This window comes from Streptomyces sp. NPDC002889 (assembly GCF_042888425.1).
Taxonomy (GTDB): Bacteria; Actinomycetota; Actinomycetes; order Streptomycetales; family Streptomycetaceae; genus Streptomyces.
On the sequence record NZ_JBIAPT010000023.1, the window covers coordinates 82,286 to 103,871 of the forward strand.

The window sequence follows — 21,586 nt, forward strand, 5'->3', positions numbered from 1 at the left end:
CCGGGGGAGGGCGGGACCGCAGCACCGCAGGCGGCCGTGCGTGAACCATGAGGGCCATCCGAGCGAGTTGCGTCTCGCGGACGTCGGGGCACATCGTCACGAACCGAGATGGACAAGCGAGGGAAGGGGCCGACTGCCTTGGCCACGGCCGTCTCCTTCACTCTCCCGGGCTTCTGCCATGACCTGGTGCAGCGCCCAGGGCACCCGTTCGGGCTGGAGCCGTCGATCCTGGTCCAGCAGCAGGCGGTACATCTTCGCCGCCAGGGGTCCAACCCCCGGCCCGGGGCGGTCCGGGGCAAGAGGGCCGAGCGAGGTGACGACATGGCGGCACCCCGCGAAGTGCAGGCTGCCCGCCAGCGTGTCCCGATCGGGTTCTGTGCCGCTGCCGACGGCCTCGCCGTACCCGGACAAGAACACCAGCTCGCTACGGGCAAGCTCTGCCGCGGCGATGTCCGAGGCGGTCAGCGGCCCGTCGGCCAACGCGAGCGCCACGCCCGTATCCCCGACTGCGCTCAGCGCCCCTGTGCCCGCGACCTGCTGCCCGGGTACGGGCGATCGCACGAGGCGGCAGACAAGGTGAACGACCTCGACATCCGAGAGGGCTTCGAGAACGGCGAGTCTGGTGGCCGATCGCCCGCCCAGAACATCGAACTCCATCCCCGTACCACGCAGCAGGGCGACCTCCTCCTTTGCCGCCTGGGACCACCGCGTCTCGTCACCTGCGTGCGCCACCACCACCAGTGCTCGGCACGACCGCCGCGCAGAGCGCCCCGCTCCGGGACTCCGGTGCCGGAGCAATCCCGCCGGCCCGGGCGCGTACGAGGAGACGGGCGCGGGACCGGGCGTCGGCCTCTCGCCGCTCTCCGACCACTGCGGGGGGTACGCCTGGTGCACGGAGAGGCGCGACAGCGGTCCCGTGGGGCACCACCACACCCACGGGGCGATCCCGCCCTCCGGGCCCGGCAACCGCCGCCCCAGCTCTTCCATGGCCGGTCTCAGCGCCTCGTGCAGGTCGGCATCCCGCAACTCCCGCCGCCGGACGGAGGCGGTATCGACGCCGGGCAGTGCCACGGCAGTGACCGAGTCGCCCGTCAGGATCAAGGCGTCGCTGCGCACAGTGGCCGCGTTGAGAACCACCACCGGTCCGTCAGCCGTGACCGCCCGCAGCTCGTCCTCAGCCAGCCTCGGCGAAAGCCGTGCAATTTCCCTCTGGAGCCGGCGCAGCCTCTGCCCGCGCGGCTGGCAGGAACCGGCGTCGCTTCCTCTCAGCGCCCGTCCGGCCAGGATCACGCGGTGCAGGCACAGGCCGCGCTCAAGGAGTTCCACGGCACGCAGCGGCTCGCCAACGGCCACGGCACACGCCGCGGCGTTCTCCGGCATGCCGGCGAAGCCGTCGGAGACGAGGGCGAACTGTGCATCTCCCATCCCCAGCCAGTCGAGCCGCTCCAGCAGGTCGAACAAATGCTCAAAGCCTTGCAGAGCAAGGGAGTTGCGTCCCGCCAGGAGCCCCAGCCGGACAGCGTGCCGGGCAGCGGTCACTCGCTCGGCCGGAGCGTTGCCGCGCTCATCACGTGCGGCCTCAAGGTTCAGCCGGGAAGCCCACTCGGCATGCTCTCGATTCCCGCGCAGCCACGCGATGTCCGCTGCCAAGGGAGCAAGGCAGGCCACCAACTCGGCACGCGCCGCGGTCGGCTGATCCTCGTCCAGCGCCTCCCGGCCGAGAGCCAGGGCTTCGTCGAGCTCCTCCCCGCCCGTGGTCCCCGGTGCATGTTCCTCGCCGACGACGAGCCGGACGTGCGACAAGCGCAGCATGCCGTGCAGTGCCTGTCTCCTGGTGCGGCCATGTCGTTGGCTTCCGCCGGCCGTGGTCTCCTCCAGCACACTCCCTAGGATCCGCACTCCCTGCCGCGCGTCGTCCACGCTGCCGGTGGCCCGCGCGCGGTAGCACAGGGCGCGGGCGTACTGGACGAGTACTGCCGCGTCCGTCGGATCGCCCGGTCGCAGCCCGGGCAGAGCCGCCTGAAGCAAGGTGAGAGCCCGACTCAGGGCAGCCACATCACCTCGGTCCGCGTAACGCGTCAGACACTGGGCAACCGTCTGTCGCAGGATCTGGGCGCGCGGGGGAACACGGCGGGGTCCGTCCGGGACGACCGCAGACCGGCTGACGGCACGGTGAACACGTTCCGCGGCCATCCGGGCCAGGTCACGGGCGTGCCAACGGCCCCTGGGGAAGTCGGCACGCCATACGCGCGTATCCGTGTCCCGGAGCCAGCTGCACTTCCCCCAGAGGGAAATCAGCTGGTGCTCGGCTCCGGTGGTGCTCACTCCCTCAAGGGCGACCAGGAGCGGCTTCGGGCCGTCGGTCCCGGCACACCACGAGACCACCAGTGCGATCTGCTCCCGCACCAGGGGCGATCGGATCTCGGCCGGGTCGAGCAGTATCACTGCCGCGTCGAAGGTATCCGGCCACGAGATGTCACGGTCCTCGCTCGTGGGCGACTGGAGGACGCTGAGGTCCCGCACCCGGTAGTCGGCCATGTGCAGCAGCTCGCGCAGGTGGTCGTACACCCACTGAGGAAAGCCTGCCGTGTCAGGGCGGCGGCCGAGAAGCACGGTCGGACGCGCCGAAGCCGTCGGAGCCTGCTTCTCGGAGAGGCCATGGGCTGTCCCCGACGGGTCGTAGACATGGCCTCTGGCATTGACGAGGCGAGCCGAGGGAGAGCACCCCGTGCGGGTCTCCCCCCGGCCCGAGTGGAGCAGAAGCACCTCGCCGGCCCGACCTGCCGTGCCCGGGCGCAGCTCGAGTACGACAGGTTCGGTTTTCGGAGCGCGGATGAGCACCGTGTCGGACTCGTCGCCCGCGGCGCCACCGACTCTCAGCACCCCGCGGTGCATACGGACCGCGATCTCCACTTCGGGGACCACCGCTTCACCCGATGCGGCCACCGCGTCGACGACCATGGCGGCATCGGCACGGGTGAGTCCGTCAGGTCCACGGCCGTCGATGCCGATGTCCGTGTCCAGGCAGGCGGCGATCGAGCGGAACTGCCACCCGGTGACCGTGTCCAGCAGCCTCTCCGGGAGACGGCGCCAAGCGCCCACGAGCCAGTCGGCGACTCCCTGGCGCCCTTTGTCCTCCACCAGGGCCCTCAGCGCCGATCGCAGCGCCGCTTCGGCATCGGCCAGCGCGTCCTGGCCTCCGAGCGCGAGCCGCCACGTCACCTCCTCCTCCAGCCGCATCAGGGGCGAGAGATGGCCATGGAGCCCTTCGACGAGATTGCCCAGACGCCTCAGCGGGTCGTCGGCTTCGGAGCGCGCGAGTCTGTCCGCGAGACGTGCCCTGAGGGCCCGTTGGACATCGGGACGCAGCACCATGGCGCGGGGGTTGCGGGATGCTGTCCAGGCGCTGAACCACAGGTCGGACTCGGCACCGACATCCGCGTGCGGGAGCAGCGCCAAACGCACCGCCCGCATCAGTTCCGGCTCGATACGGACCGCGGTGCTGAGCAGTTCCGCGAGTACGGCGGCCTCGGGCGGCGGGCCGGGCGGCAGTTCGTCGTCCCGGTCCTGCCCAGGTGTCCCGTGAGCACCGCTCACCGGGGCCTCACCCCTCTCCCTCCGGAACCACTTTCGCGCCGCGGTCGGCCCGTGCTGCTCCCACCCGGGCGGAGACGTGCCCCACAGTGGTGCCACGATCCCAGGCGATCACCGGCATGGTCGCGGGCAGCCAGGAAGGCACTCGGTTCTCCGGCAGGGGCAGCAGAGCCACCGGGCGGGCGCCGTGGCGTCGCACCAGGGCGGCGAACTCCCGCCATTCGGCCGGCGTACTCCTGTCGTGGTCTCCTGGTGGTCCGATCGTTCCGCAGTCGCTGAGCAGCAGAACCGCACCGCCGCGAGGCGGCGGCTGGTAGGGACGCCAGGTCCACAACGGCCCCCTGCCCGCGCCACGCAGGGGGGCGCAGGAAAAGCGCAGACGCTCCGTGCTTCCCTTTCCCACCAGGGCCTCGACCCGTCGGCACAGCTGCATCTGGTCGCGGGAGAACAGCTGCATCGCAGGCCCGTGGTCGACCAGGATCTGAACGCCGTGGCGCAGGGTCCGCATCATGCGCCGGGGCAGATCGGTCAGTGGCAGGCCTCGGGCGAGGAAATCGACTGTCGTCTCCACCTCCACCTCGCCCTCGGGTGCTGCGCCGGCGAGTGCCGCCTTCAGCAGGGCGGCGGTGGACAAGGGCGCGAGCAGGGGCGTGTACGGCGGCTGTCGGCTCATCAGCTCGCGGTCCGGCTTGGCGACACTGGGGCGCGACCAGCGGCGGGACATTGCGGGCAGGGTCTCGAGCGGGCTGAGCCTGCGCTGCCCTGTGGCGCCGCGGTTCGTGTCTGCGTCAACCTGGCCGGAATGCCCGGAGCTCCTGGAGTCACGGCGGTTCGCTCCGACCGTGGTGGGCACGTGCGGTCCACGCTCTTCCTGTCCCGGTCCGCGTTCCTCCCCGTGCTCCTCCTGCTCCTCCTGCTCCTCCTGCTTCGATTCACGTACCTCCTGAGCGGCCGACGGCCCTGACGGTTTGCCGGCTGCGACCGCCGCGGCGTGTTCCAACGGGGCACCGGTACTCCATGCCGGTGCTCCCTCCGCCGGTCCGGCCGAGCTCGACGGGCCCAGACCGAGGAGGCGGGCAATACGTCGTTGTTTCCCCTCGTCCTCGGGTGCGATCGCTGCGATGGCCACGGCAAGATCTCCCAGCCATACGCACCCTCTCCCGGTGCCCGCCCCCCTGGCATCCGTTGCGCCGCGCCCCGCCCGGTCACGCCAACCGCTCATCGTCCCGCGTCTCCTGCGGCCGCGTCCTCGGGCTGCTGGTGCTTGACCAGGACGAGGTCTCGCAGCCGGCTCCAGCGGGGGTCGGCCTCGCTGCGGATCTCGAGGGAAAGGCAGGCGCGCAGTGCGTCCAGGTATTCAGCCGTGCTGGGAGCGCGCACTCTGTCCTTCCCGGCTTGTTCCCGCGCGGCAAGGACCTCCCTGGCCACGGCGGCCGCCAAGGCCTCCTGCTCGCTGTCCCAGAACCTCTCTGTGAGATGCGCACGGGCGATCTTGATCAGCCCGTCCTCGCCGGGCGAAGGGAGCGAGGCAACGACACAGCGCCTCAGGAACGCCTGCGGCAGCTCGCGTTCCTCGTTGGTCGTGATCACCACAAGGTGGCGGGCGGGCGCCGGACCCGGCTCGGTGAGCTGTTCCATACAGACCACTGTGCCCGTCTCCGTCACCCTGAACTGCCCTGACCCCAGGGGCACCAGCAGGCCGTTGGGAACGTCCGGGTCTGCCTTGTCGATCTCGTCGATCAGGACCACGGCACCGTGAGGTGACCGGCCTTCGTTCATCTCCCCGAACGGCTCCTCGCACATTTCCTGGGTGCCGTCGTTCCCGGGGGCGCCGCCGCGCACCTTCGAGTCCTGGGGTGCGCCACGACGTCTCGCCGAATCCCGGGCATACGCCCACCACAGCGGTCCGGGACGTACATACCGGTGGTCGTTGAGCTCATTGCCCCCGTTCGCGCGCGCCTGTGCGTCGGCGAGACGCCGTACCGTGTCATAGGTCCACAGCAGATCGGTGGCATGCGTGCGGTAGGTGACGACGTGCTCGTAGTAGCGCCAGTTGAGTTCCTGTGCCACATGCACCGCGAGTGAGGACTTGCCGCAGCCCGGTTTGCCACGGAGCAACAGCGGGCGTCCGGTCGCGAGGGCGACCTCGACGGCGAGGTGTCCCTCGTCGGGCATCAGATAGCGGGTACCGTCCCCGCGGTCCGGGCTCCCCCATGTCTGTACGGAGCCGTAGCTTGACTTCCCGGTCATCCCACTCCCCTGCGCGGCATGTCGTAGCTTGCCTCGACTGCGTCGAACAGGTTCTTCACCCTGAGATGACCCAGTCTCTCTCTTTCAGCGCTCAGCTCCGGGTCGGCCACAATGGCGTCTCCCAGCCCCCACTCCGCTCGCAGCCGCTCGTCCGGCGCGGTTCCGTCCAGCACAGCAACGATGTGGAGCCATGGGAAATCGCTCCGGATCTCCTGTACGACGGCTGCGAGCATGCGTCTTCGGGCGCCCCGCCCCACGGGTATGACCAAGTAGAAATCCCTTCCCGGCGGCTTGGCATAGTTGTCACCGGGACAAACGGCAGCCATTTCCCACAGGGCACCCGCCAACTCCCTCCTGAACAGGGCCGCAGCCTCTGTCTCATCGCCTTCGAGCGCGATGGTGAATCCCTTTCCGTAACTGCTGGGGTCCTTGCACATCGCCCGGTCGATATAGTGTTCCGCGGTCTCCTTGGCATAAGCGTTGAGCAGGATGACCCGTCCCGTGTCGACTCCCTCGGCCGGGATCAGTCCACGAGCCGCGGTGGCGTCCACCCATGTCGGGGCCATCTGTCTGGCCAGCTCACCTCCTGCGGGCCCCAATGCGGCGTACAGGTGGCCCACGGCAGCGGGCACGGTCTCACCCAGACCGGCGCCGAGCAGACGGCGGGCGAGCAGCCGCTCGCCGTTGTAGCGTCCGGCCTGCTGGGCCTCGCCCTCCTCCAGCCCGAGCATGTTCGCCGCTTCCTCGAGAGCGCTCGGTTCCGGGCGCCCGCGGCGCAGCATGAGTGATACGCGCTCGATCCAGCCCTGCATCCGCTCGTCCTCGTCAGGCAGCCGAGGGAGCTTCGCGAACTCCCGGGCCACTTTGCCGGCGACCACTGAAGGCGTCGGCCTGGCCTTGGAACCGCATTTGATGGCCTGCTTGTTGCTGAGCACGTCCAGATGCGCGGATTCCAGATCCGATGGCGAAACCCCGTCCAGCAGGACGGTCACCAGGAAGATTCCCTGGAGGTGGTCTCTCTGCCGCAGGATCTCGGCCTCGCGTCGCACCCACTCCGAATCGAGCGCACGCCGGCCGATGACGAAAACCGCGGCGTGGCAACTCGCCAGGTGCTTGCGTATCTGCGGTTCCCAATCCTCCTGCCTGTGAACCGATTTCCTGTCCAGGAAGACCGCGTAACCGGCGCTCTCCAAGCCCTGACGGACCGCGAGGCACACCCCCCAGTCGAAGTCCTCCACCTCCGCGCTGTGACTGATGAACACCCGCTGCCGCATCAGTTGGCCGCCCTCCCCCGGGCGCTCCTGGGATCTCACCACGCGTCATCTCCATCGCACCGGCCGGCCCGTCGGCCTTGCCGTCTTTCATTTCGGTTCATGTGCCCCGCTCTGGTCAACCTCGATTACTCATCCCCACGCCGCGACCAAGAAGAGAAACAGGAGAACGGCGACGAGAGCCATGCCGATGAATCCGGCTTTCCATCGGTCGTCCGGAGACATCGCGGAGTGCGCACCATGCTGCGGTCCCTGCCGGGCGCCCGGGCTTCGGCGCAGCCGCGACAGGAACCGATCGTGCAGGCCCGGTAGCGGCGACGCGGACCTTTGCAGGAGATGGCGGATCAAGTCGGGAACAGCTCGCTCCAGCACGTCGCGTTCCGCCGGCCCACCATTGGCACACAGCGTGCGGATCAGTCTGTCAAGGGCGTCCGCGTGGCCGGGGCGCCCGGCGTACGGCAGCACGGCCCAGCGGAACAGCCGGACAGCCGTCTCCGCTGCCTGCCGGTCCTGTTCGGGATCGTCGGCGTCAGCTCCGGGAAGATGGTGATAGAGGTACAAACGCTGGTCGAGCACCTCGCGGCACACCGTCTCCGCTTCCTGCGGGGAGCGCCTCGGCACCCTGGCTTCGAGTTCGACGAGCAGCGATACGACGGACGGCCGCGCCAGATCCTGCGGACGAAGCCTGTCGAGGAGCTCCGTGTCGGACATCCTGACGAGCCCGCGCGGTGCGGCCCGTCCACTGTCCTCACTGGCCGCGATGGTCGCGGCTCTCTCATCATCCGTGCGGTGACGCACCTGCGGCCCGGACTCCTGGCGCATCACTGCGGGCCCTGTCTGCGACGGCGTGGGCCCCGTGAGAGGCGTGCCCGGACGCGGCATCGCTGGCTTCTCGGCGACGGGCACCTCTCCTGACCCCGGCGGCAACGGTTGCCCGGACGACCCGTCTTCCGCCGCACCCGGTGCGGCGTAGCCGGGTCGCCACGCAGGGGCATGCCAGGCCCGGTCCGCCTGCGCAGAGTGGTGGTCGGCCTGCGGTCCCGCGGATGCCGGCTCACGCGGCGGCTTGTGCAAAGACACCTCGTGCCCATGATGCTCATGCGCAAGCGGCTCGAGCACGGGATGTCGATCCGGCGCAGAAGTGACCTGCTCCGCCGGGTCGGCGGGAGTCTGCGGAGCGTGGAGCAGGTCCGATTCCTCGTACGACAGTGCCGCACTCCGATACGTGACCGCGGGGGTGGAGTCGGTGGAGGAGGGCTCCTGCTCTCCAGGACGGTCCCACTTCTCCGGGCGGAGCTGTTCCTGGAAGCCGGTGTGCTCGTCGTTGTGGGTCTGCTCGCCGAGGGGGCCCTGGTCGCAGATGTAGACGCCCTCGCCGTGGGGAAGCGGCGCCGCGGCGCCGGGGCTCCTACGCTCCTCCGTCCTGGCCTCCTGCGGGCCGGCCATCGGTGAGGCAGCTGTGAGCGGCCGGTACTGGGTCTGGGCACGACGTGGGGCCACGAGGTCCCCGAGCCGTGCCAGCCGTTCCTCCTGCGGCAGTTCGGGGCCTTCGGGGCACCGGCGCAGCAAGCGCCGGAGCTCCGTGGGCTGATCCGGGACCGAGAGGAAGAGCCGCACCAACTCTGTCGCCACCTGATGTGCCTCGTCCTGAAGCGGATCCTTGAGAGCGATCCGCTCCAGGTGTGTGTCCTGGGTGGCCGATTGCCGCCATTGCGGCATACAGACCATCCGTAGCCCGTTCGAGTCCACGGTGTCGTACGTCGCGAAGGTCCAGTAGTCGTCGCCGAGCCAGTCGCCGAAGACACCGCACAACCCCCAGATCAGGAGCGGCGCGTAATGGCCGGTCTCGGAGATCTCCGAGATGCGGACCGAGACCCTGGAGCGGGGCCGGCGCAACACCTGCGCCACCACCGCGGTCAACGCCTTCTCTACTCTCGACACAAACCCGGCGAACGATGCCCATTGGTCGCGAGCGACTTCGTTCACCTGGCCGACCCGCACCCGCGGCATCCCCCCGGACGCCTGCTCGGCGAGATCCCGCTCTGCCCATGTCCAGGAGTTCAGAGTCAGGCATACCTGGGGATGCAGGGCCGTCGGACTGCCCACCAGAGCATGCGACAGCGTGCTCTGCCTGCCGAGGGCGTCAGGATCCGGCCTGCGGCGGATGACCACGACTTCGCCGGTCTCTTCGAGAACGACACGGACCAGGCTCTTTTTCCTTCCTCCCTCCACGCGCAGCAGCGGTGCCAGCCTGGCCCGCAGAGCCTGGGCGCGTTCGTCGTCGCACGAGTAGTCCACGGCCGTGATGCCCGTGTCGTGCCGGTCGCGGTTGCCCTCCCAGCGGAAGACGAGCTGGTCGAGCATCTCCTCACGGCTGTCGTCGCTCACGTCGTGTCACATCCCCACGGCCGAGGGCCTGCGTTCCGGGTCCCTGCTCAGCAACCCGCACATCGCGAGGATGGACACCAGCGGCCCCAGGACCCGGCGTGAGCGCACCCCGTGCGGGAACAGGCCGTTCTGTGGCTGGCCTCCGGTCGCGGAGGCGAAGTGCAGGGTGCAGCGCAGTGCGCTGTCGAACGGCCGGAGCCAGGCCGGTGCGGCGTGCCGCCGCAAGAAGGCGTACACGTCGCGGCTTTCCTCGCGCAGCCGCCGCGGGTCCGCCGGGACCGAGGACGGTTCGCTCAGCCAGCGGTCCACCGGTGGTTCGAAGCGCAGCAGGTCCGCCTTGCCGATCACCAGAGCGGTGGCGACGTCGAGGTAGGGGCCCTGGCGCGGCAACCGGTCGAGCACGGTCTCGAAAGCCGGATCGCTCCGGCTGACTTCGAGGCCGTACTGCTTTCGCGCGTCGTCCAGTTGTGGCAGTCCGAACGCCAGGACCGGATCGACCACGAACACCAGTGCGTCCACGCCGAGCAGGAAGCGCAGCAGGGCGTCGGTACGCACCAGGTCCTCACCTCCCAGGTCGAAGAAGGCGACCGGACGTACCTGCCCGTCCACCCCGGTCAGCAGCAGCGCCTCGACGAATTCGGCGAAGGGTGTCTGTCCGGTGGCCTCGAGCTGTTCGCCCGCTCGGAGGAGGGCCACCCGTTCCCTGATGAAGACGGAGTGGTCGGCCGGGTTGACCGACTGCCACTTCACCCCGTAGGGCTCAAGGCCGCCGTCCGTCACCTCGGCGATCATCTGGGTGAGGAGGTGGCTCTTGCCCGTGCCCGAGGTTCCGACCATGGCCACGGTCAGCGGGCGTCCGTGGGTGAGGTAGGGCACCGGGATGTAGTGCGGCTTGATGTCCTCGGTGTTGCCGCAGCGTTGGAACGCGCTGCGCAGGACGTCGGCGCGTCGCAGCGGGTTGGTGAGCTTGGAGATGTCCAGCCTGTCGTACTGGAGCCTTTCGTTGCGCGTGTGGAGGGCCCGCTCGTCGTAGGTGACGATCTCCAGGCAGTAGGGGCAGATCACCTGGCCGGGCTCGAGCTGCGGTACGGTGCTGGTCATCGGCGTCCCCTTCCGCCACGGTCGCCCGTGCCCCCGTTGAACCACGCGCGCCTTCGGCCCGGCTGGCCCGTGCCGTCCGGAGCCAGGAGAGGCTCGGTGGGGTGCGGATCGTTGTGCGGTCCTGAGCCGTCAAGGTCGAGCCCGGCCGCCGCGCGCTTGCGCGCCAGGGCGGCGTCGAACTCCCTGCGGTGCGGCTCCAGCGGGTCGGGGCGTGCCGCCACCATGGCGTACGGGTCGGAGTCGGGCATCAGCAGGCCGAGCAGTTTCCCCGGCGTTGGACGGTCCTCGGCCTTGGGGGCGAAGGCGCCGCCCAGGGTCTGAACCAGCGAGCGGTGGGCCTCCAGGTCCGCAGGCGGACCGTCCGGGCTGCCCTGACGCCCTGCCACGAGCTGGTACATGAGCTGGGCCGCGCTCCACAGGGCGTCTCTGGCCTCGACGTCGCCGACTCCGGCGCGCTGCTCGGGGGAGGCATAGGGAGGGGCTCCCCAGGGGGCGCGCGGAGTGCCGGTACGCGCCACCGCCCCGAGGTCCCACAGCTGAGTCCTCTCGCCGTCCCACCGGACGGCGGCGGGCACGATTCCGCGGTGGACCAGACCGAGGCTCTCCAACAGCCGGATGGCGAGCACCAGATCGCGTTCGATGATCCGCTGGTCGGTGGTGGAGATGCCGTGGGCGAGAGAGGTCGCCGGCTCACCTCGGGGGTCGGCGTAGATCAGGAACGGTTCGGCCGCGTCCATGTCATAGCCCACCGGGACCGGGAAAAGGCCCTGGAACGGAGTGCCGGAGAAGGCCCGGTGGACCGTCAGCGCGACGCCCACCTCGGTCTCCAGGACGTGGTACTCGTGCGGATCGGAAGCGTCAGCCGCGCACAGCCGCACCTGGAGACCCTGCCAGGCGTCGCCGAGCCGCACCTCGCGGGCCACGCGGGGAGGACGTACCACCCGCTGCAGATCCCGGCCGAAACGCGCGGCGACGTGGTGCCGTCTGCCGCCGGGAGTGGTGAAGGAGAGTTCCGGCGGCTCGTCGTGGCCCGGCCTGGAAGAGTGCTCCTGGGCCGTTCCGCCGCCGGTGGCCCCCAGGGAAGGAGCCAGTGGCGAGCGCGCGGTCCGGCCGAAGACGGGATCGCGCCCGTGCAGCTCCTTTTCCGGAGTCGCCTCCGTGCCGCTGCCCGCGCCTGACTTTCGTTCACTCACCACGGGTTCTCCTCGTGATCGGGCAGTTCCCGCGGCTTTGTCCAGTCGTCGCCGCCCTGGCCGTGCCAGTCCGCGTCCTCGTACGCGCCGTCCTCGCCATCGGCCCACTCCCGCAGCCGTACGCTCTCCACCACGCCTGCCCTCAGGGGGACGAGCCTGAGCAGCCCGGCGTAGCGCCCGGACGAGGTCCACACGGCGCGGCTGCGGACCACCGGGGGCGTCCCGGCGGAGGCGTCCGCCGCCGCGGGCGGCGATTCCGGATCCAGGGCGTGGCGGGCCTCGGCTCCGTTCCACACCGCCTCCGGTGCAAACCTGATCCACTCCACGGCGGACGGGTCCCGGCTCAACAGCGGCGCCTGCTCGGGCGACACGAGTTGGACGACCTTGTACAGGTCCGGGTTGGGGTCGGTAGCCTCGGCGACGCGCTGCGCTCCTATGCCCAGCAGCCCCTCCGAGGTGCCGCGCCGCTGCTGGAACCGCGCGAACGGAGGCGCGGAGACCACGCCGTTGCGCAGCAGGTGCCGGTGTGCCGCGCCGAGTTGCTCGCGCACTCCCTGCTCGATACGGGTCAGCGCGGCACCTCCTGCCCGGCCGCGTTCGACGGCTCCCCAGTAAGGTTCCAGAGCGGTCACCACGGCGTCGACGAGGTCGCCGACCAGAGTTTCGACCAGGTCCGGTCCGCCCTCACCCGCCTCCCTGTCCAGCCACGCGGGACCCTCACCTGACGGACGATCGGCCGTCGCACGGACGCCCGCCGGGGCGGTCTCGGGGGGTCCGTCCCCCGGCCCCGGCGCCCCTTCGGAGGACCCGGGAATCCGCTCGTACGCATCGGGCGCGGGCATCCAGTCCGGGAGCTCCGTACCGGCCGGAGCCTCCCCCACGGCGCGGGACACGGGCTCCTGGGCCGGCGGCTCGCCCCAGCCCCCGTCGCCGGACTGCCCGGGTCCGCTACCGCGTGCCACTGCGCCGTCAAGGGCCTCGGCGGAGGCAGCGGCGCCGCGCAGCGCCCCGGCGACCATGCGTGCCGCGTTCGCGCAGTACATCCTTTCGTCGGCCGCCCACCATTGCCGCAGGACCGCCTCGGCCAGCAGGGCGTCGAGCCCGTCCAGGGCTCGCTGCGCGTCCGCCGCCCCGGTCCGCTCCCACCAGCGGTCCACAGCCTGGCTCCAGCGCAGAAGGACCAGGACGACAGCGAGACCGAGGCCGAGCAGCAGCCCGGTGAGGCCTGCCCACGGGGGGACCTTCCACAACGTCGCCGACCAGGCACCCACGCCGGCCCCGAGCAGCGCCGCCGCCGCCTGCGGCAGGGCACCGGTGGACGCCGAACCGGCCATGGCAGCGCCGGCTTCCCGGTTCGGGCGGCGCGCACCCGCAAGCAGGCTGCCGCCGACGAGCACCAGCAGGACGGCGAGAGCCGCGAGTGTGACCGGCCAGGTCCACAGTGCGGCCAGGGCGGTGGCGACGAGGGCTCCGGCAAGCTGTCCCGGTGACGCAGCGGCCACGGTGAACCGCTGCGCCGCCGACACCCGTTCCAACAGCTCCGTCGGGCATCGCCGGTCCACCTCCGGAAGGAGTGCGGCGCCGGGAACGGGCGCCACCTGCTCGGAGAGCGCCGCAAAGCGTTCCGCGACGCTCCGCAGCGCGAGCCGCTCGCCGAGCATCCGCTCGGCAAGTCTGCGCAGCCCCTCTCCGGTCCCTTCCCTGCCACCGGCATGCGGCGGCACCTGAATGCCCAGTTCCGCCAGCCGGAGTGTGGACTCGGCAGTGCCCGCGCCGGCCGCAGGCCCGCCGTCCTGCAGTGCCTTCAGCACCAGTTGCCGATAGCCGGCAAGGCCGTGGGCCGCATCGTCCAGCGCCTGGGCGGCGGCGCGTCCTCCGGCCCCGGTGACCAGGCCACCGGGACCACGGAACCGATCCACGGCCTCCCACGCATCGTTGAGCGCGTTGGCGCAGTTCAGGTGGGCGCGATCCGCCGGCCCTCCGGGAACGCGGGGGCCGGGGACACGACCTGCGGGCCGCCCTGCCGCCAGTTCGTCCATGGGCTTGGGCAGTTCGACGGAGATGCCCTCGCCCCGCTCGCGCGCGGCGTGGGCGCCGGCCTCCGCCCGGTCGCCCGCGAACCGGCTCAGTGCCTGGCGCCACGCCCGGGTTCTGGCGGCTTCCGACAGATCGTGCTCCAGCACCCGCACTCCGGGCACCGCTACGGCGTCGGGAAACTGGGCGAGCGTTTCCAGGGTGTCGTCGAACAGGGCACGCAGCAGATCCACCAGGATCGCCAGCGCGTCCGGGTCGTCGGCGGAGACGGGATCGCCCGCCGTCCGGGCCGCCCGCAGGTCTCCGGCCCACAGCAGGCCGGCGTCCGGACCCCGCAGAGCGGCAGGACGTTGCATGCGGCGGCCGTACCCGGCCTCGTTGCCCTCCTCCGGCACGCCGCCGGGTGCGGGCTGCGCGCCGCCGTGCGCCTCGTCGCTCGCGGACCCGGGCAGGTCGCCGACGACCAGGCACAGCACGCGCACATGCTGCCCGACGGTGCGGTAGCCGAGGATCTGCTCATACAGGCTGTGATGGGCAGTCAGCCCATGCGGCGTATCGACCACGAGGAACCGGTAGTAGTCCTCCGGCTCGGGCAGCCCCTCCCGCCGCAGCTGTTCCTGAACGGTGGCCCGCAGGGCCCCGGGCGCGGCCAGGGTGTGCGCACCGGACCGCAGGTCCAGCACGATCACCGGCCTCGCGGCGTCCTTGGCAGGGCTCACTCGGGGTCACGCTCCCAGGGATTACGCGTCGTGCGGTCCTCCGCCGCTGCGCCGGAGGCGTCCGGCTCGTCCCCGTCCGTGCCGGCGAACCCGGCGGTCCACGGAAGGTCGCGGTCCTCGCCCGGCCAGCCGTCCTGCGTGTCACCGGCGTCGGCCCGGTAGGGCGGATACACGGGAGACAGCGGCTCGGCAGGTGACGAGGCACCACCGGGCACCTGCGGGCCCGGCTCCGCCGTCTGCCGTCCATACGGCTTCACGGGCGGATCCGGCGGATCGTCCGTGCTGCCGTCCTCCCACGGGAAGTCGTCCTGGGCCAGGCGGCGGGGGGCGGCAGCCCCGTCGGCTGACGGCTCGTCGGCCGGTGTGCTCCTGCCCGGGTCTTCCGGCGTCCATGGGTGTCGTTCACCGTCCGAGGATGCGGGCCGGTCCCGCTCGGGCACCGTGCGATCAGCGGAACGGTCCCCGCCGTCGGTCCGCCCGGCGCCGTCGGCACCGTCGAAAGCAGCGGGCCGCTCGTGCCTGTCGGACCACTCGGATCGGCCGGAGGAGTCGGACCGGCCGTGACGGGCGGGGCCTTGCCAGGTGTCGTCAGGGTACGCGCGGTCGGGGGCGGGCCCGCCGTCCCGCTCGGGCTGCGACGGGTACAGCGGACGCGTTCCCCAGTCGTCCCCCTCATCGCGTCGTTGCGGTCGCGGGGCCCGCGGCGGCGGCTCGGCCCCCGGATGCCCCCTCCCGCCGTCGGGCCGCTGCCCCAGCATCGCCGCCTCCAGGGTCCGCAGCGTCGGCTGGAACGCCCCCTTGTCCGTGAACTCGATATCCAGGGCGCCCTGGAGAGTCTCGGACCAGAACTGCCTCAGCGGCCTGATCCACTGGGTGCTCCGCGGACCGTAGAGGCGCTCCCGCTCCTCGAGGATCTTGAGCTGGTGCGGCGCCACTTTGTGGACGAGTTGTACGTACAGGGGGTCCGGCTCGCTGCCCGACAGCCCGAGGCTCTTCGGCTGGACCCTCATCAGCACGCCGCAGTAGTCCTCGACGATGCTGCCCTCGTCGAGCAGCGCCCACCGCTCGTAGGAACGCAGCAGCCCGGCCCAGCCCGATATCTCGTCCCGGTATTCGTCCAGCCGCAGAGTCATCCCGGGCACATGGGGGCCCTCCTCCTCGTACAGCCGGATACGGACCCGACGGGGGGAGTCGGCGTCGCCCTCGACGATGTCCGCCTGTCCGTTCCACAGGGCGCACAGCAGGCGGTGGAGGATGTGCTGGCGGTCCTGCTCGGTGCTGGCCAGCCAGTCGTCGCGGTAGCCAAGGCGCTGCCGCCAGCTCAGCACGTCCTCGACCTGCTCCGCCCCGCTCGCCCTCGCCCACTGCCGAAGCACATTGCGGGCCTCCGGCACCTCGGTCAGGCTCATTTCGCTGCGGAAGAGCACCACGGTGATGGAGTCGGTCTCCACCCCCCGGAACTCGATGGACCGCTTGCCGTCCCTCGGCAGCAGCAGTGACTTGCGCAGGTACTCCTCGACCGCGTCCTTGGCCTGGATGCGCGGGTAGACGATCAGGATCTTCAGCGGGCCGCGACCCTCGGGGACGAATCCGTGCGGGAGCAGGCCCGCAATCTTGAACCGGAACTGCTCGATCGCGCTCTTGCCGATCTCCTCGGCAGCGTCCCCCACCCCGGCCGCGGCGGCCAGCAGCATCCCCATCGACGGCAGAAGCGGCCGCTCGTCCGCGTGCATCCCGCTCTCCGCGAAGAGCGTCTTGATCCGCTGCTCCACCGCTGCCTTGACCACCGCGACGGCGGCCCCCGGGTTACGCCGTCCCGAACTGTGCGCTGCCTGCCAGCGGTCGCCGTCGACCAGCTTGAGGAGCAGCGCGGCCTCGTCGTCGTTGTCGCGCAGGTTGACCCGCTTGATGAGGCGTTCCATCAGGTCGTCGTAGAACTCGTGCAGGTTGTTCTGCGGGGGCAGCAGATACGACACACCCGTACGGTCGTCGTAGAGTTCCTGCACCTGCTCCGCGAACGCCCTGGGCTCTTCCTCGACCTGTTTGCGGAACGCCTCGACCAGCAGGGCCACCTCCTGGTTGACCGCCACCGCGGCAGGGCGCCAGCGCTGCTCCTGTTCCCGCCAGGCCTCGTGCCAGATGCCCCTGCTGCGCCACTTGTACCAGCGGTTCTGGGCCTCGACCGCCGCGACCACGTCGTCGTCGCCCCATCTCGCCTTGGAGAGACCGCCCATCTTGCTCTTGATCCGGGGGACGGCCGGGGGCTGCGCCTCCACTCCGGCAGGCCTTCCGGGCTCTCGGCTGCGGTTCTCCAGCATGCCGAGGAAGCCGAGCACAGTGACGGGGTCCGGGTCGCCGGGAACGCCCTTGATGATCCGGTCCACCTGGAACAGGTCGTTGGAGCGCAGCAGCCGTTCCACCGCCGCACGGGGGGCGAACTGCTCGGCGAGCGCCGGGGCGCGGCGGGAGACGCGGCGGCGCAGATCCTCCAGGAGTGCCTGCATATCGCTGACCCTGTCGCGCAGCGCCTGCTCGATATCGGCACCGCCACGCGGAAGCGGGTCGGGGTCGGGTACGGGCAGGGCCTCGCGTACCCACAGCTCGTCGAGCCCGGAGTCGGCGAACATCCGGCGGACAGTGCCCGTGTACGCGTGGCTCGCCTGCCTGCCCGGCTCGGTCAGACGGCGTACCGACGTGGCGAGCATGCGCGAGGAGACCAGCTCGGCCAGCTCGTCCAGCGGCGCGGTCATGGAGGCGACCAGGCTGGTGGAGACACCTTGGTGGCCGATACCGGAAGCGGCCCTCGCGGCGCGGTGCAGGCCGCGGTTGATGAAGCTCGCGGCGAACGTCTGGTAGTCGTCGTCGGCGCGGCCGCGGGGGCCTGCGCCGTCGCCCAGCTCGGTGCCGATCAGCGACATCACCAACGAGACGATGGAGCGGCGCAGGTCGTCGGGGCGGATACCGGCGGTGCGGCTGAACAGGAACGCTGTCGGCACCATGCCGGTGCTCAGACGGATCGGGTGCACGCCCGGGTAGCGGATGTGCAGCGCGGACTCCTGCGCCGTGTCGCCGAGGTCGGATTCGGCGGTGGGCACGTTCTGCTCGTCCACGAGGCGGAAGAGGTCCACCACGGCTCTGGCCGCGTTGAGTTCCGCCTCCCGGCCGCCTCCCGCGGACGGGGAGAAGGCGGAGGGCATGACGACCAGCGGGTAGATCCTGGCACCGGCGAAGTTCTTGGCCTTGAACGCCTCGCCGATCAGATGCAGGTAGTCGAGGAAGATCCCGGCTCCGGTACCTCCTGCCACCGAGAAGGCCACGAACACGTCGCAGCCGGACATGGGCCCCCCGCCGAGCTGGCTGAGTTCCCCTCCGGAGCGGCTGATGGCGTCGATGGCCTGCATCAGCGGCCCCATCACCGGCGTCAGGCCGTGCCGCAGCGTGCCGAAGAGGCCGGCGCGGCCGACGGTGGGCAGTTGTCCGGCGCCGTTGCGCAGAGGGGTGACCTTCGGCTCGCCCTCGCGCGGCGGCAGCCAGCCTGCGGCCTCGTCCCGCATCACCGCGCGCAGCATTCTGGTGACTTCGGGGGAACTGTCGAAGTCGGGGAGCAGATCATGAGTGGCACGTGAGGTACGGCTGTAGGCGGCTCGCAACGAGTTGTCGGCGCTCAGATGCGGGAGCCTGGCGAGTTCCGACTCGCTGAAGTCCGCGTAGACGAACTGAAGGCACTCCGGGAGCTGGTAGCGCAGCTGTATGCCCAGCCTGTTGAGCGCCGTGCCGTCGGGCCCGCACAGCTCGGCGCGCAGCCGTCGCTCGAGCTCGGAGCCGACGAGCCCGCCGGTGCCGCCCAGGCCGACGAAGAGCATCGGCTGGAAGATCTTCATGGGTTTCGCCCTTCACCGGGGCCCGTTGGGCTTCCGGTCACGGATGGTCGGGTAGGTGAGCGGGGGGATCGCGGCGTGCGGGCCACGGCCCCGGGAACAGGACGGGGCTCGGGCACCGGCGGCGCGCCGCCGGGGATCGGGTCTCAGAGGTCCTCGTGGTACGTGCCGCCGGGGACGCCCGACGGATACGAGCCGGTCACTCCGCTCGGATCGCCCGGTGTTGTCCCGGCCCGACCGCTGCCCTGTTCCGGACGGCCGGAGCCTGCTTTGCGGGCCGAGATGCCGTACCGGCCCGGCCGCGCGGGTCTGCGGCCGCTGCCTTCGGCGATGTGCAGCGTCAGCCCGTCGGCGATGGTCATGGAGTCTCCGTGGCGCAGCGTCCGATCCGCCTGCCCGCGGGAGCGTACGACCGCGCCTCCGTCCGGACTGCGTCGTACCGCGTACCCCCCGCCGGGGCGGCGCTGGATCCGGGGGCTGTCGGTGGCGGCGTCGACGAGTTCGAACTCGTACCAGTTGCCCCGGCCTGTCTTGGCCTTGTGCTCGGCAACCGTCCGGTTGCCGGCGTCGCGCAGTTCCAGGACCAGGCCTCCGGGTGCGATCTGCCACCGGCGAAGACGGCGGCGGGACAACAGCACAGCGAGCAGCACGGCGAACAGGGCGGTGCCGATGATGACCACAGGCCACCACCTGTTCCAGAGCACCTCGATGTCGCTGGGCCGCGGGGTGACGGTGATGTCGAGCGAGGCGTCGTCGAGCACGGCGTCGTCCTCGGCGGCGATGACCTTGCCCCCGAGGACAAGACCGTCCTCCTTGACGGGCATGCCGAGTTCGGCAGTGCTGCCCACGTTCAGGGTGACGTCCACGGTGCGCGATGCACCGGGCCGGACCGTCACCTCCGCCGGGCTGACGCTGAGCCCGGTGCCCTCCGTGTCGGCGAGGGCGAGGCGTACGGTGCGCTCGGTGGAATCCCTGTTGCTGACCGCGACGGTGCCGTGGACCCGTCCGCCGGGATGGACGGTGCCCCTCGGTATGCCGAGTACGGCGTCGAACTTCACGTTCACCGGGGCGATCCGGGTCGGATAGGGCCGGTTGTCGGGACTGAGGCCGACCGCTGCCACGGTGCTGGAGAACATCAGCGCGCCGGTGGCCTTCCGCGGAACGGTCACCGTGCCGGAGAACTCTCCGTCGTTCGCCCTCTTGTCCGCGCCTTCGCCGCCGTCCGTGAGCTCGATGGCCACCTGTCGGAAGCCGTCGCCGGTCAGTTTCCCGGCCACGGAGATGCCCCGCAGATCTCGCTCGTCGAGCTTGACGTTGTCGCGGGTCAGCAACTGGACATGGACATCCGTCTTCTGCCCTGCCCTCGGGGACGGCTTCTCCAGCGAGATGCTCGAGCGTACGGCGCCTCGCCACAGGACGCTGATACTGGCCAGCTGATCACGGTGGCCCTCGGGCGCGTCGAGGTGCACCCGCCACTCACCGGGAACCGGACGGGTGATGCGCAACGACTCCACCGCCCGGTTGCGCCCGGCGAACTCGAACGTGGAGTCGTCCCCGCTATCCGCCGTGGAGATCTTCTTGCCGTTCGGGTCGTAGTAGGTGGCCGTGACCTCGGGGTCCCGCTTGGAGACCACGATCGTGCCCACGGTTGCCAGGGGCGAGACACGGACCGTGAGGTCGGCCGGCGGGCGTCCGCTGTCACCCGGCTCCCGGTAGAGGCAGCGCGCGGCGGAGAACGCGGTCTCCAGTGCCTCACCGACATCCTCGGCCTTCGACACCACCGCGGCCTTCGGTCTGGCCTCGGGTATGTCCTTGCAACCGGCCTGGTAGCCGCCGGCCGCGAGGCCGCGCAGCGCGTCCCGGTCGATGTCCGAGCCGAAGCCGAGCGGCCAGATCTGCACTTTCGCCTCTGCGGCCTGCTTCAGTGCCTGCTGAAGGTCCCTCTCCACGGCGTCGTCCCGGCTGGCATCGTCCAGATCCCGGTAGGTGTAGCTGTCCTTCACATCGAGCCGGCCGTCGGTGAGCAGGAACAGGACCCGGGGGACGGCGGGCCCGGGGGCCTCGGTGAGCCGGGCCACGCCCTGCCGCACGGCGGAGATGAAGTCGGTACCCGAGCCTTCGTCCGGCTCGCGGCGGCGGAGTTCGGACGCACACTCGCCGATGCGTTCCCGCCCGGCGACGTCCAGCTCCGTGACCGGGCAGACCTCGTCGACGGGCGACTGGTTCGGTGTGTCGGCGCTGGCGAAGCCGAACACCACCATCCGCGACTTCGGTGACGGCTCGCCGACGGCGATCGCCGAGACGGCGTCCTTCTCGCGGTCGATGTCCCCGGGCGCGAGGCTGGCGGACTCGTCCACCGCGACGGCGTAGTTGATCGGGTCGTCGGACGCGGCGGCCGGTGCTGCGGGCGGTGAGTGGTCGGAAGTGGCTCCGGCCCCGGGGGACAGAAGTCCCGTGAGCAGTAAGGCACTTCCGAGCACAGCCAGGCCGCGAGTGAGCACCCGGCCGGGCAACACGGTCGAGCCCGGGCGCCGAGCGCCGGTGACCTGGATCGAGGTGGGCGGATCAACCGCTCCTGTCAAGGCGCCGTCGGCCCGAACCGCTGACGAACCCGCGTCGTCTTCCACGCTTGCCACTCCCCACAACCTCGCAAGAGGCCCCTCAGCGCACTGCGCGGCATCCGCGTGCCGCGTGAAACGCACATGTCGTTCTTAATGATCACTGGTGCGATCTGCCACGGCCTGCAGGCCGCAGACCGTCGGGCCTGGACCGTGCAGTCCCGGAATCAAACGGAGAGGGCCCCGCACCGGGGCCATGGGCACGACAGCCCAGTCAGGAGGAGCCGGCAACACGCAGGTGGAGCGGAAGTCCTCTTCGAGCAGGTTCTCTGCGAGGGGAAATCCGCGCCCGGCACACGATTTCGGCAAAGCCCCGCATTCTCGCGGAAGCAGCGCCTCCAAGAAATGACGACCCTCAACGAACAGCCCCATGACGCCCCCGTACGACACGGCACACACCGGTCCCCCACTGGAAAACTTTCATGCCGTGGAGTAGAGAGTAGACCCGTCCGCTTCCGACGCTGACCACATCTCTGAGATTCATGCCGTGAATTGCACACGCCGATGCCGGAATGGCGCACCCACCACGCCATCCACCTG

The 21,586-nt window shown here is 70.7% G+C and carries 10 protein-coding genes; all 10 read right to left on the reverse strand.

The window, feature by feature from the left end; translation table 11 throughout:
• Window positions 1-96: 96 nt before the first annotated feature.
• Window positions 97-3,597: a CHAT domain-containing protein gene (locus ACFYWI_RS29545; protein WP_389238318.1), complete on the reverse strand. Its 3,501-nt coding sequence runs from the start codon at window positions 3,595-3,597 to the stop codon at window positions 97-99.
• Between the two features lie 7 nt (window positions 3,598-3,604).
• Window positions 3,605-4,318 (reverse strand): hypothetical protein, encoded by a 714-nt coding sequence (locus tag ACFYWI_RS29550; protein ID WP_389238320.1) that lies wholly within the window; start codon window positions 4,316-4,318, stop codon window positions 3,605-3,607.
• A 494-nt stretch (window positions 4,319-4,812) separates the two neighbouring features.
• Window positions 4,813-5,844, reverse strand: a complete 1,032-nt coding sequence (locus ACFYWI_RS29555; RefSeq protein WP_389238322.1) for an AAA family ATPase — start codon at window positions 5,842-5,844, stop codon at window positions 4,813-4,815.
• Window positions 5,841-7,118, reverse strand: coding sequence for a toll/interleukin-1 receptor domain-containing protein (locus tag ACFYWI_RS29560; protein WP_389238324.1), 1,278 nt, complete (start codon window positions 7,116-7,118; stop codon window positions 5,841-5,843). Before ACFYWI_RS29560 ends, ACFYWI_RS29555 begins: the two co-directional genes overlap by 4 nt.
• Window positions 7,119-7,247: 129 nt before the next feature.
• Window positions 7,248-9,503 carry a hypothetical protein gene (locus ACFYWI_RS29565; protein WP_389238326.1) on the reverse strand — a complete coding sequence of 752 codons (2,256 nt, stop codon included), beginning with the start codon at window positions 9,501-9,503 and terminating at the stop codon, window positions 7,248-7,250.
• A 6-nt stretch (window positions 9,504-9,509) separates the two neighbouring features.
• The gene (locus ACFYWI_RS29570) at window positions 9,510-10,604 is read right to left on the reverse strand and encodes a hypothetical protein (RefSeq protein WP_389238328.1); all 1,095 of its coding nucleotides are present in this window, start codon (window positions 10,602-10,604) and stop codon (window positions 9,510-9,512) included.
• Complete coding sequence (locus ACFYWI_RS29575) at window positions 10,601-11,797, reverse strand: hypothetical protein (RefSeq protein WP_389238330.1); 1,197 nt, start codon at window positions 11,795-11,797, stop codon at window positions 10,601-10,603. The genes ACFYWI_RS29570 and ACFYWI_RS29575 overlap by 4 nt, the downstream gene beginning before the upstream one ends.
• Entirely contained in the window at window positions 11,794-14,550 is a 2,757-nt protein-coding gene (locus tag ACFYWI_RS29580; RefSeq protein WP_389238332.1) for a hypothetical protein, read from the reverse strand. Before ACFYWI_RS29580 ends, ACFYWI_RS29575 begins: the two co-directional genes overlap by 4 nt.
• Window positions 14,547-18,431 (reverse strand): tubulin-like doman-containing protein, encoded by a 3,885-nt coding sequence (locus ACFYWI_RS29585; protein ID WP_389238335.1) that lies wholly within the window; start codon window positions 18,429-18,431, stop codon window positions 14,547-14,549. Before ACFYWI_RS29585 ends, ACFYWI_RS29580 begins: the two co-directional genes overlap by 4 nt.
• 143 nt (window positions 18,432-18,574) lie before the next feature.
• Entirely contained in the window at window positions 18,575-21,055 is a 2,481-nt protein-coding gene (locus tag ACFYWI_RS29590) for a VWA domain-containing protein (RefSeq protein ID WP_389238337.1), read from the reverse strand.
• Window positions 21,056-21,586: the final 531 nt, after the last annotated feature.

Bases quoted from the DNA above. Each gene is read 5' to 3' on its own strand.
- ACFYWI_RS29570 (WP_389238328.1), bottom strand. From the start codon at position 10,604: ATGACCAGCACCGTACCGCAGCTCGAGCCCGGCCAGGTGATCTGCCCC.
- ACFYWI_RS29555 (WP_389238322.1), bottom strand. From the start codon at position 5,844: ATGACCGGGAAGTCAAGCTACGGCTCCGTACAGACATGGGGGAGCCCG.
- ACFYWI_RS29585 (WP_389238335.1), bottom strand. From the start codon at position 18,431: ATGAAGATCTTCCAGCCGATGCTCTTCGTCGGCCTGGGCGGCACCGGC.
- ACFYWI_RS29550 (WP_389238320.1), bottom strand. From the start codon at position 4,318: ATGTCCCGCCGCTGGTCGCGCCCCAGTGTCGCCAAGCCGGACCGCGAG.
- ACFYWI_RS29560 (WP_389238324.1), bottom strand. From the start codon at position 7,118: ATGCGGCAGCGGGTGTTCATCAGTCACAGCGCGGAGGTGGAGGACTTC.